Annotated in this window: 8 protein-coding genes; 5 read left to right on the top strand and 3 right to left on the bottom strand. The window is 34.1% G+C overall.

Annotated features, from left to right (window positions below; translation table 11 throughout):
* Nucleotides 1–87 precede the first annotated feature (87 nt).
* Nucleotides 88–2184, top strand: coding sequence for a peptidylprolyl isomerase (locus QLS65_RS10260; RefSeq protein ID WP_282717345.1), 2097 nt, complete (start codon nucleotides 88–90; stop codon nucleotides 2182–2184).
* A gap of 109 nt (nucleotides 2185–2293) precedes the next feature.
* Here QLS65_RS10260 and QLS65_RS10255 read toward each other — a convergent pair whose 3' ends face one another.
* Complete coding sequence (locus tag QLS65_RS10255; protein WP_282717343.1) at nucleotides 2294–3211, bottom strand: GYDIA family GHMP kinase; 918 nt, start codon at nucleotides 3209–3211, stop codon at nucleotides 2294–2296.
* Between the two features lie 52 nt (nucleotides 3212–3263).
* The gene (locus QLS65_RS10250; RefSeq protein ID WP_282717341.1) at nucleotides 3264–4580 is read right to left on the bottom strand and encodes a hydroxymethylglutaryl-CoA reductase, degradative; all 1317 of its coding nucleotides are present in this window, start codon (nucleotides 4578–4580) and stop codon (nucleotides 3264–3266) included.
* A 179-nt stretch (nucleotides 4581–4759) separates the two neighbouring features.
* Here QLS65_RS10250 and QLS65_RS10245 point away from each other — a divergent pair, with 179 nt between their 5' ends.
* From QLS65_RS10245 to QLS65_RS10230, 4 genes are read left to right on the top strand one after another with little or no spacing between them, the layout of a single operon-like run.
* Nucleotides 4760–6931 (top strand): S9 family peptidase, encoded by a 2172-nt coding sequence (locus tag QLS65_RS10245; RefSeq protein WP_282717339.1) that lies wholly within the window; start codon nucleotides 4760–4762, stop codon nucleotides 6929–6931.
* A gap of 9 nt (nucleotides 6932–6940) precedes the next feature.
* The gene (locus tag QLS65_RS10240) at nucleotides 6941–8485 is read left to right on the top strand and encodes a peptide MFS transporter (protein ID WP_282717337.1); all 1545 of its coding nucleotides are present in this window, start codon (nucleotides 6941–6943) and stop codon (nucleotides 8483–8485) included.
* A 4-nt stretch (nucleotides 8486–8489) separates the two neighbouring features.
* Nucleotides 8490–10295 carry a peptide MFS transporter gene (locus QLS65_RS10235; protein WP_099713626.1) on the top strand — a complete coding sequence of 602 codons (1806 nt, stop codon included), beginning with the start codon at nucleotides 8490–8492 and terminating at the stop codon, nucleotides 10293–10295.
* A gap of 47 nt (nucleotides 10296–10342) precedes the next feature.
* A complete protein-coding gene (locus tag QLS65_RS10230) occupies nucleotides 10343–10804 on the top strand; it encodes a thioredoxin family protein (RefSeq protein WP_282717335.1) in 462 nt (153 codons plus the stop codon).
* On the opposite strand, the gene QLS65_RS10225 is transcribed toward QLS65_RS10230, so the two are convergent.
* Nucleotides 10805–12844, bottom strand: coding sequence for a ComEC/Rec2 family competence protein (locus tag QLS65_RS10225; RefSeq protein ID WP_282717333.1), 2040 nt, complete (start codon nucleotides 12842–12844; stop codon nucleotides 10805–10807).
* Nucleotides 12845–12875 lie beyond the last annotated feature (31 nt).

The following is a 12875-nucleotide window of genomic DNA, read 5'->3' as shown; positions in this document are numbered from 1 at the left end:
TTCTTGCAAAATAAAACGCTACTAGTATAATTATTAATTAGATAATTGTATTTTCGCAAACTGAATATAAAAATTAACAACAATAAAATGGCAGTTTTACAAAAAATTAGACAACGTTCACTTCTTCTGATACTCGTTATCGGGTTTTGTTTATTAGCATTTATCATAGGTGATATATTCAATAGCGGTGGTTTCAGCAGTACATCAAAAGATGTAGGAAGCATTGATGGAAAAGATATTTCATTCGAAGATTTTAGAGTTAAAGTAAGTAATGTTGAAAAAAGTGGTCAAGGGATTACGTCAACTGAAGCAGCAAACAGAGTTTGGGAACAAGAAGTTTCTATAGCTTTATTAACTTCTGAATTTGATAAATTAGGACTTAGAGTTGGTGAAAAACACTTATTGGAAGTTTTGAAAGCTGATCAAAATATTGGTGGAAATCCATTGTTCTTGAATGCTGCCGGTGTTTTTGATGTTGTAAAATTCAAAGAATACTTCAAAGCAAATCCTGCACAAGCTCAATTCTTGAAAGATAGAGAGAAAGATGCTGATTTGAATGCTAAATATCAAATGTATAATACTTTGATTAAAGCATCAGTTTACACAACTGAAAGCGAAGGAAAGTTGAAATATGAAATGGAAGCAAACAAAGTAAACTTTGCTTACGTTGCAGGTTTGTATTCTACAATTAAAGATAGTGAAGTAAAAATTACTGATGCTGAGATTGTTGAATTCATGAAGAAAAATGAAAAAAAATACAAAGCTGACGAGTCTCGTGAAGTAGAATATGTTTTGATTGAAGACAAAGCTTCTGCTGAGGACGAATCTGAAGTAAAAACAAAAATAAATTCATTGTTGACAGGAAGTGTGGTTTACAACCAAGCTACTGGTAAAAACGATACATTGCCAGGATTTAGAACAACTACGAACACAATTGACTTTGTGAATTCAAATTCAGATGTTCCTTATGATTCAACTTACATTGCTAAAAAAGATTTACCGGCTGTAGATGCTGATAAATTATTCAACCTAGCTCCAGGTGTAGTTTATGGGCCATACATGTTTGGAAAATACTACTGTATTTCAAAATCTATGGGAATGAAATCAGGAGTTAATACTAAAGCAAGTCATATTGTTATAGGTTATGAAGGTTCTCAAGCTCAAAATCAAAAAGAGAAAAGAACAAAAGAGCAAGCTAAAGCTAAAGCTGAATCTATTTTAGCTCAGGTTAATGCAAATCCGGATAGCTTCATGATGTTGGCTTTCACAAATTCTGAAGATCAGTCAGCGCAACAAGGTGGTGATTTAGGTTATTTTGGTCCAAACCAATTGCCAAAACCATTTAATGATTTTGTTTTTAATAATGGTATCGGTAAAGTTGGTTTAGTAGAAACTGATTTTGGTTTTCATATTGTTAAAATAACGGACAAACAAGACGGAATTCGTTTGGCTACTGTAGCTCAAAAAATCGAAGCTTCAGAAGCAACTTCTGATAAGATATTTACTCAGGCAACTAAATTAGAAATGGATGCTGCTGATAAAGATTTTAATAAAGTTGCAAAAGATATGGGACTTAAAGTTACACCAGCTGTTTCTGTAAAAGGAATGGATGAGAACTTTGGAACATTAGGCAATCAAAGAACAATCGTAAGATGGGCTTTTGAAGATGGAGTTAAAGTAGGATCTGTAAAAAGATTTGAAGTAGCTAATGTAGGTCACGTAATTGCAAAACTGAAAAGTATTGACGATTCTGGTTTAGTAGCCGTTTCAGTAGTTAGACCTTATGTGGAGCCAATTCTTAAAAACAAGAAAAAAGCGGAACTTATCAAAGCTAAAATGTCAGGTTCTTCTCTTGAAGCAATTGCTAAAGCAGTAGGAGGAACGGTACAACAAGCGACTGGTCTTACTATGGAAAACACTATGTTGCCAGGTGTTGGTCAAGAACCAAAAGTAGTTGGAAATGCATTCGCATTAGCGGCTAATAAATTGTCTGCTCCAATTGAAGGAAATACTGGAGTTTATGTAGTGAAAAACACAAGCACAGTAAAAGCACCAGCTTTAAAAAGCCACGCAGCTTATGTGACTAAATTAAAAGCACAAAGCGCTTCAGATGCAAGTAGAGTAATTCCTGCATTGAAAGCTAACGCTAAAATTGAAGACAACAGAATAGATTTCAATTACTAATTTTCGAAAAAGTAATTAATCAAAATAAAAAATCCCGATACATATTGAATGTATCGGGATTTTTATTTTAATGAAGTTTTATTTGTAAGCGTGGATTAATTATGAAACATTAAGACAATATCATTTCATTATATGGAACGATAGTTTTATATCCTTTTGAAACAAAATAGTCAGTTGGATTTTCAGTTGCAATCGCCATAACAAAATCACCTCCCCAAGCGCCAAGACTTTTTATCACGCCATTAAAATCAGGAAATAAAGATTCTTTTATGGTATGTGTTTCCAGAATAATACTCATTTGTACTTCGTGTTTTTGTATTGCTGTAGCAAAAGATTGAATCGTAGTGGCATTCAAAACTTCTGAAGTTATGCTGTCATTTAAAGCAATGGTTTTTGCCAGATTGTTTTTTTTATTTATGTTGTATGCCGCTATTGCGGTTTTACTGCTTTGCTTTTTGTTAAGGTATACAAAGTATAGGTTTTGTGTGAATTCTGGATTAAAGGTTACTTTTTCAACAATGGGATTCCCTTGTTCCAGATGATATAGGATAGGAGTGTTGTTCTGTGCGCAGGCAATATCATAACCACTGCCTCCAAAGCTGTTTTTAAGCAGTATAAAGGCATCGATTTGCAGCCATTGGGCAATATTGTTTATCAAAGTCGATGACGTTCCCAGACCCCAGCTTTTAGGAAATCCAAGTTCAGTAGTAATACGGTATCCGTTTGAATTTAAAATGAAATCAGGATTTAACTTTAAAGCTTCGTGTAAAATGGTCGTAAGAGTTGTTTTTACCGATTCATTTTCAGGATTAACTCCTTTTGAAATATCAGAAAATAAAATAGTGTCTTCAAACCAAATGCTTCCGTCCGCATCATAACTTTTCCAGATGATTTCCTTGTTTTTCCCTTCTTCTATATTGAGGTTTTGCCCCATTTTTGTAGGCAATGCAAATGCTTTTGCGCCATCAAGAACCAGGTATTCTCCTGTGATTAAAAGTTTTCCGTTACTGTAGAATGTTTTTTTCATTGTCTTTTCGAGGAACGAAGCAACCTTGTTTTTTTGTTGCTTCAAGATAAAATTATTTTCTTAAACTTTCAATATAAGTAACCACGGCGCTATGCGAAACGGTATTCTTTTTGAAATATTTTAGGATTAAAATACGTTCTTCATCATTGGCTTCAAACTGGTTGATAATATTGTTCAAATGCATTTTCATGTGTCCTTCCTGAATTCCTGTTGTGGTCAAAGAGCGCAAAGCGGCAAAGTTTTGGGCCAAACCGGCTACGGCTACAAACTGCATTAATTCCTTGGCAGATGGTTTTTCCAGCATTTCCAATGATAATTTCACCAATGGATGTAAGGAAGTTAAACCACCAACAGTTCCTAATGCTAAAGGGATTTCTAACCAAAAAGTAAAAATGCCATTTTCTATTTTGGCATGGGAAAGACTGGAGTATTTTCCGTTTCGGGAAGCATAGGCATGAATTCCGGCTTCGACAGCACGGAAATCATTTCCTGTTGCCAGAACTACGGCATCCACTCCGTTCATGATTCCTTTGTTATGCGTTACGGCACGGTATGGTTCGACTTCAGCTATTTGAACAGCTTGTACAAATTTCTCGGCAAATTCTAGAGGATTTAGAATGTGTTTTTCTTCTAAGTCAGTAATTGGGCAAGAAACTTCGGCTCTTACGATGCAATTTGGAACATAATTCGAAAGGATGCTCATTACAACTTCAATGTCTTTCTCCGTTTCCGTGAACAAGTCATAATTATGTGCTTCTTCTTTTAATGTTTTGGAAAATTGTTCCAGACACGAATTGATGAAATTAGCTCCCATGCTGTCTTTGGTTTCAAAAGTGGCATGCAGCTGAAAATAATTGGGCAATAAATCGGTTTTGTCTTTTAAGATGATGTCTAAAATTCCGCCACCGCGTTTTTGCATATTTGTTGTAATCGATTCTGTTTCTGCGAAAAATTTGCTTTTGTTTTGGGCAAAAAACAAATTCAATTTTGAAACATCTCCTTTATAGATAAAATGAACCTGGCCAATTTTTTCGGTGTTGATCACGCTTGTTTTAAATCCGCCGCGCGTGGACCAAAACTTAGCAGCTTTTGCGGCAGCGGCAACCACAGAACTTTCTTCAATTGCCATAGGAATCGTGCTGTATTTTCCATTAATCAGGAAATTAGGAGCAACTCCGAGTGGAATGTAGAAATTGGTTATCGTGTTTTCGATGAATTCATCGTGTAATTTCTGTGTTTTTTCATCAGAATTCCAGTAGTTTTTCAGCAAGGAAATGGCTTCTGTAGGTGTTGAAAAATATTGATTGGCAATCCATTTAATTTTTTCTTCTTTGGATAATTTAGAAAATCCGCTAATGGCCTTATTCATTCTCAATAGATTATAGTATGTATATGTGCAAAGATACGCTTTTAGCTGTTTTGTTTACTATGATAATATCCTCAATAAATGGGTGTTTAGAATATTGTTTTTAACATTTAACACATCGAATGTGAAATTATTGTAAATTTTTCACTAAAATTGACGGTTTTTATATTTAAATAAATATCATGTATTCGAAAAAAATTATTGCATTATTTTTATTCCTGTGTTTTACTGTTGTTGGCCAACAAAAAATCACAATTGATGAAATTTACAACGGCACTTTTCGTGCTCAAGGAATGGATGAATTACAGTCCATGAAAAATACAAATCAATACACTGTATTGAATTTAGACAACCAGTCCAGAAGTATGCAAATCGATTTGTATGATTTTGCAACTTTAAAGAAAGTAGTTACACTTATAGATACAAAATCCCATAAAGAACTTTCAAACGGGATTGATAGTTACACATTTGATGCTTCAGAAAAAATGATTTTATTGGCGTGCAATACGAATCAAATCTTCCGTCACTCCTTTACTGCTGATTATTATTTGTACGATATAGCCAGTAAAAAATTAAAAAAGCTATTTGATTTTCAGGTTCAGGAACCTACTTTTTCACCTGATGGAAAAAAGATAGCATACGCCAAAGAAAATAATCTGTATGTATATGATTTAGCTTCTAATAAATCGACTCCAATTACTACAGACGGACAAAAAAACAGCATTATTAATGGTATTACGGATTGGGTTTACGAGGAAGAATTTGCTTTCGTAAAAGCTTTCGATTGGAGTGCTGACAGCAAAAAAGTGGCTTACATTCGTTTCGACGAAAGTCAGGTTCCGGAATTTTCGATGTCAATGTTTGGTAAAGAATTGTATCCAATGATGCAAACGTTTAAATATCCAAAGGCCGGTGAAAAGAATGCTCTAGTTTCTTTACATATTTATGATGTAAATTCGAATGGGGTAAAAAATGTAAACTTGGGGAATTACACTGATTTTTATATCGCCAGAATGAAATGGACGAATGATGCGAATACATTGTCTGCGCAGGTATTGAATCGTCATCAAAATAATTTGGATTTGTTGTTTATCGACGGTAATTCAGGAACTTCAAAAGTAGTTTTGAACGAAAAAGACAAAGCCTATGTTGATGTTACGGATAACTTGACTTTCTTGAAAGACAACAGTTTTATTTGGACCAGCGAAAAAGACGGTTTTAATCATATTTATTTATATGATAAAAACGGAAAATTGAAAAACCAACTGACCAAAGGAAAATGGGAAGTAACTAATTATTATGGTTTAGACGAAAAGACAAATACGGTTTTCTATCAGTCTGTAGAAAATGGATCTATTAATAGAGATGTTTACAGAATAGGTCTTGACGGAAAAAACAAAGTGCGTTTGTCACAAAATACAGGAACGAATGCAGCGACATTCAGCCCGAATTTTCAATACTATATCAACACATTTTCTAGTGCGTCACAACCTACGACATATACGTTGAACGAAGCTAAAGTTGGAAAACAAGTTCAGGTTATTGAGAACAATGAATCATTGGCTTCGAAACTAAAAAGCTATAATTTGCCTGCTAAAGAGTTTTTTGTTTTAAAAACGGCAAAAGGAAATGAACTAAATGCTTGGATGATTAAACCTAAAGATTTTGATCCAACAAAAAAATATCCTGTTTTTATGTACCAATATTCTGGTCCGGGTTCGCAACAAGTGAATAACGAATGGAACAGTACGGATGATTATTGGTTTATGATGTTGTCACAACAAGGTTACATTGTTGCTTGTGTTGACGGACGCGGAACTGGTTTTAAAGGCGCTGATTTCAAAAAAGTGACTCAATTGCAATTAGGGAAATACGAAGTGGAAGATCAAATTGATGCCGCCAAAGTAATAGGAAATTACGCATTTGTTGATAAATCTAGAATTGGTATATTTGGCTGGTCGTATGGTGGTTTTATGGCGTCTAATTGTATCATGAAAGGAAACGATGTTTTTAAAATGGCAATTGCTGTAGCTCCGGTTACAAACTGGAGATTCTATGACAGTGTGTATACGGAACGTTACATGACGACACCGCAGGAAAATGCGAGCGGATATGATGATAATTCACCAATAAACCATGTGGATAAATTGAAAGGAAAATTTCTTTTGATTCACGGTTCAGGAGATGATAACGTTCATGTTCAAAATTCCATGCAAATGATGGAAGCTTTGATTCAGGCTAATAAACAATTTGATTCCCAAATTTACCCAGACAATAATCACGGGATTTATGGTGGAAAAACCAGAATTCAATTGTATACAAAAATGACTAATTTTATCAAAGGAAACTTATAACAGCGCTTTATGACAAACGACTCATTGAATAAGGAAGAATTTTTTGGACATCCAAAGGCGCTTTTTATATTGTTTTTTACCGAAATGTGGGAACGGTTTTCGTTCTACGGTATGAAAGCATTGTTGATTTTTTATCTGACAAAGTACCATTTGTTTTCGGATACTTCTGGAAATTTACTTATTGGAAGCTATGCTGCTCTAGTGTATGCTGTTCCGGTTTTAGGTGGTTTTATAGCGGATCGCTATCTGGGATTTAGAAAAGCCATTGTTTTTGGAGGTATTATGCTGGTGTTAGGTCATGTAGGAATGGCTTATGAAGGGAATGCCGCAACTCAATCTATTACTGGCGAAATTACACGAGACGAAACCGCCTTGCAAATATTTTACTTTTCATTATCCTTAATAATTGTTGGAGTTGGTTTTCTAAAAGCCAATATCTCTTCATTAGTGGGGGAATTATATGAAACAGGCGATAAAAGAAGAGATTCTGGATTCACTTTGTTTTACATGGGAATCAACTTAGGATCTTTTATGGCTACGCTAATATGTGTTTGGCTTGGAGAAACGTATGGTTGGAGTTATGGTTTTGGTGCAGCTGGAGTCGGAATGTTTTTTGGATTGTTGACTTTCATTTCCGGTAGAAAACTATTGATGGGAAAAGGCGAATCAAACAATGCTTCTTTATTAGAAAAAAAATCGTTTGGACTTAAAAATGAATGGCTAATTTATATTGGAAGCATATTGTCGACATTGTTGTTTTGGCAGATGGTTCAAAATCATAATGCGGTTTCATGGGCTTTAAAAATTGCAGGTGGTATTTCCTTTATTTATATTGTTTATTATGCCGTTACAAAGTTAGATGGAAAAGCACGTCACCAATTGATTGCTTTGACCATTCTGATTGTATTTACAATTGTATTCTGGGCATTGTTTGAACAGGCATATACCTCGATGAATTTATTTGCTGACAGGATTTTAGACCGAACTATATTTGGTTATGAAATTTCTGCCGGACAGTTCTTAAGTTTTAATGCCTTATTTATAATTTTGCTAGCTCCAGTTTTTGCTTGGATATGGCCAAATTTAGGAAAATACAATCCTAATACAGCCGTAAAATTTGCTTTAGCATTAGCTTTAGTCGGTTTAGGTTTTGGAGCATTAGTTATGGGAATAAATCTTTCTGGTACAGGAAAAGTAGCGGCAATTTGGCTAATATTAGCGTACCTTTTGCATACATGCGGAGAATTGAGTTTGTCACCGGTAGGACTTTCTGCAGTGACTAAATTATCTCCAGCAAAAATCGTGGGATTCATGATGGGTGTTTGGTTTTTAGCAACAGCCAGTTCAGAATTTATCGCTTCCATCTTAGCTAATATCGCTTCTGTAGATACTTCAAATGGTACAGCACCGGATTTAAATTTAGCAAAACAGAGTTACTTAGTACTTTTTGAATATTTATTTTATACAGGACTTGGTTTCGGATTACTGTTATTGTTACTATCGCCAGTAATCAAAAAATTAATGCACGGAGTAGACAAAGAATTAAACAATTAATAACATGAGTGAAAATACTACAGATCAATTTTTTAAAAGTACCGTTCTAGGACATCCAGCGGGATTATTCGTTTTATTCTTCACAGAGATGTGGGAGCGATTCTCATTCTATGGAATGCGTTCTTTATTGATATTATTTTTAACCGCTTCTTTTACAGATGGTGGTTGGGAATGGACTCGTGAAAATGCTTCTGCATTATTTGGATCCTATGTAGGATTGGTTTATTTATCCACAATGTTAGGTGGTTATTTTGCCGATAAAGTGATAGGTTTTAGATGGGCAGTTGTTGTAGGTGCCAGTTTGATGACTTTAGGACACGCTTCTATGGCTGTTGAAACAGAATTTTCTATTTATTTAGGATTAGTATTGTTGGTTTTTGGGAATGGTTTTTTTAAACCAAACATGACATCAATTGTATCTGAAATGTACAAAGACCGTCCTGAGAAGAAGGATGGTGCTTATACGTTGTTCTACATGGGTGTAAATGCCGGGGCTTTCTTTGGTATTTTACTTTGTGGTTATTTAGGAGAAAAAGTGGGTTGGACGTATGGTTTTGGTCTTGCTGGAATTTTTATGTTCTTTGGAATGTTACAGTTTTGGTTGTCACAAAATATCTTTGGAGACATTGGTTTAAAACCAAACAAAGAAAGCAAAGCGAAAGCAGAAGCTTTGGATACGGATAAAAGAAATCCTTTTTCACCAATACAATTAGCGGCTATTGCATTTTCATCATTATTAGCTTTATTATGGCTTTTAAATGATCCTGCTTCCAAAATATCCGGAGGAAAAGTAAATGTTTTTTCTTTCTTAGGACCAAATGGTAATTCGATTGCTATAGTTTCAGCATTGGTTGTGTTTATTATATTATTGATATACAGATTTACCCAATATTCTAAAATCACTAAAGAAAAATTAATAGCAGTTACATTCTTTGCATTCCTGACTATTTTCTTTTGGGCGATTTTCGAACAATCTCCAAACAGTTTAACCATTTTTGCGAATGATTATACGGATAGAGTTTTAACAGGTAATTGGAGTGTAGTATTCTTAGTAATGAATTCATTGATTACTATTTTACCATTAGTAATTATTACTTGGGTATTGATTTTGTTGTTCAAACAAACATTCAAGTTGTACGCTATTGCAAATATTATTTTAAGTGTTAGTTTTATAATTATTTGGGCAATAGCAATATGGATGTTGGCTAAAGATTATTACACTGCAGGATATTTATCATTGTCTGATGAAACCTTACAAGCATTGAAAATTGATAAAGTAACTACTGCATTAACCGAAGTTCCAGCCACGTGGTTTTCTACCTTAAACTCCTTGTTTATTATTTCATTAGCGCCATTGTTTTCAAAATGGTGGGAAAGTAAATATAATCCTGCAGCTAATTTAAAATACGGAATCGGAATGGGATTATTAGCGCTTGGTATGGCTTGTGTAGCTTTTGGCGCAAGCGGAATCGAAGCGGGTGCAAAAACAGCTTCTGTAAGTATGATTTGGTTGATTTTGGTCTATCTTTTCCATACTATGGCTGAATTGTGTATCTCGCCGGTAGGATTGTCTTATGTGAGTAAATTAGTTCCTGCTAGAATGATTGCATTTATGTTTGGAGTTTGGTATCTTGCAGTTGCAATAGGAATGAAAGGAGCTGGTATGTTTGGAGAAAATATTGATAAAATTGCCAATGAACACGGATTGAGTTATTTCTTTTGGATGTTAGCAATAATATCTATTGTAGTGGCTTTGTTCTCAATTTTGATGGGACCGGTAATTAAGAAATTAATGCATGGTGTTCGATAAATTTTAGGCATTGTTTTTGATTTGTCAATAATTAAAAATTATAAAATATGAAGAAAATAATAGTTGCTTTGTTATTGTTTGCGGGTTCATTTGCCGTTGAAGCACAAGAATTAGTTTGGGAAACCAATGTCATTAAGGCTATGGACGTTTCTAATAAAACAAAAAAACCAATGTTATTGTTTTTTACCGGTAGCGATTGGTGTGGTTGGTGTATCAGGTTACAAAAAGAGGTTTTGAAAACTCCTGAATTTGCTGCTTGGGCCAAAGAAAATGTGGTTCTGGTAGAATTAGATTATCCTAGAAAAGCACCACAGACTCCTGAGATTAAAAAACAAAATGACGAATTGCAGCAAGTTTTTGCTATTCAAGGATTCCCTACAGTACATTTTGCTAATGTTACAACTGTAGATGGCAAAGTGAATTTTCAAGGTCTGGGAAGTACCGGATATGTTGCTGGCGGACCATCTGCATGGTTAGCTGTTGCAAATGGATTTCTTCAGAAGAAATAATTAGTCATGCAATTTATAATATCCCTTTTCACTCGTAGCGTGAAAAGGGATTTTTTGTTTCATACAAGTTGCCTTCCATTGTTTTTGAATGGTTTTGTAATTAGATGCATCGGCTACGACCATCTTTGGTTTTAAAGCCTGCAACAAGCGTTCAAGATTTATTTTGGGAGATTGTGTCAGTACAATGATATCCGGATGTTTGTTTTTTGGAAAAACACCCGAACTGTCTAAAATGAAAATCTTTTTTCCATTAAAATAAAAAAGGTTTTGCAGTACTTTTTTCTCTCTAAGACTGCTTAAATTCCCTATTCGATACGACTTTAATGTATTGTTTTTTTGAGCAGTTTTCAAAATGCTGTCATTGGCATAGACCGTAATATTTTCCCCTTTTCGTTCTGCCAGTAATGTATTTCTTTTGATATTGAAAACAATCCATTCCTGTTCATTTTGAATGTTCCATTGAATATCCAGACATGAGATTTGAAGAATGATGATTGAAACCAGTGCCATTACTAATCTGTTAAAACTTGGTTTCTTGAGCCAAATAATTGCAGTAAATAATAGTAAATAACTACTAAGCAATAAATAAAAATGCAATGGAATATCTTGAATTATAAATTGTTCTAAAGATGCAATCCTATTAATGATTTTATTCAAGTAATAAATGCTCCATTCTAATAGTTGTGAAAGGAAGATGGGAATGCTGTTAAATGCGGCTAAAAGCATTACTATAACGCCCAAAATCATAATGATACTCAATACCGGAATGATAATTAAATTGGTCACAAAAAATAAACCCGGAAACTGATGGAAATAATAAATACTCAATGGTAAAGTTCCTAATTGTGCAGCAAAAGAAACCGTGAGAATATCCCAAATGTATTTTGAAACTTTAGTTTTTGGTAACCAAATTGAGGCTAAAAGCGGTTGCAGCCAAATAATGAAAAACAACGCTAAATAGCTTAGCTGAAAACCAACATCAAATAGAAAAGATAGTTCAAAAAGCAAAATCAGTAATACGGAAACTAATAAAGTGTGGTAAATATTGTCGCTTCTTCGTAAGTGATTTCCAATGGCAACAAACGAAAACATGGTTACGGAACGCACCACCGAAGGCGCTAATCCCGCTATGATTCCGAAACTGAATAAAGAGGCGAGAATGATGAGTAGTTTTATAAATGAACCCCGTTTAGTATTAGGAATAGGCTTTAGAATAAAAGTGACAAAAATTAAAATGAATCCAATATGCAGTCCTGATACCGATAATATATGTACTGCTCCGGCATATTGATAATCCCGAATGATTTCCGGTGAAATATCCTGTTGCTGTCCCATTATTAAAGCAATAGCGACATTTAATTCGGTTTTGTTGAAGTTGTTTTTCTCTAAATTATGAATAATTCTTGTTCTTAATTTAGAAGAATAATACCAGATGTTTTTCTCGATTTTCGTTCCAATTTTGATTTCATCAACATCAGCATACAGTTGCGCATAGATTTGTTTGTTTTCAAGGTATTTGCTGTAGTCAAATTGATTGGGATTATTAGGAGGTTTGTTTTTTGATAAAATCCCTTTAATAAGTAAAGGTGTCCCAATCTCAAATTCATGATGCAAACTGTCTTTTTGAATGTTTAGGATGATCCTTCCTGTTTGTTTTTTTTCATCTACACGGTTTATTATGGCAATGTAGCGGTCGCTAAACGGAGAGCTTTTTAGCTTTTCGCGAATGATTATGGAAATGGAATGCGGTTTTTCAAAAATAGTCGTATTGTGAATATAATTGCTTTTCTGAAAATGATCAATGTGAATTACTTGGGTCGAAATTCCGATAAGAAAAGACAGAAGATATGTTGTCAAACCAAAATAGAAGATCTTCTTGCTTTTGTTTTTGAATAAAAAATACAACACTCCAAAAATACTAATGGATATTGAAAGTAAAATAAATAGTAATGATAGCGGTAGATGAAAGTAGTAGGCGAAAAGGATTCCTGAAATAAATCCAATTGTTATTCTCGCTAAAGGAAAATGGAGTACTTTCATGTATCTAAAGTACACATTTTTAGCAAGAAAA

Source organism: Flavobacterium algoritolerans (assembly GCF_030010385.1).
GTDB lineage: Bacteria > Bacteroidota > Bacteroidia > Flavobacteriales > Flavobacteriaceae > Flavobacterium > Flavobacterium algoritolerans.
The sequence above is the reverse complement of the archived record's forward strand: the minus strand, read 5'-3'. Positions and strand labels throughout refer to the sequence as shown.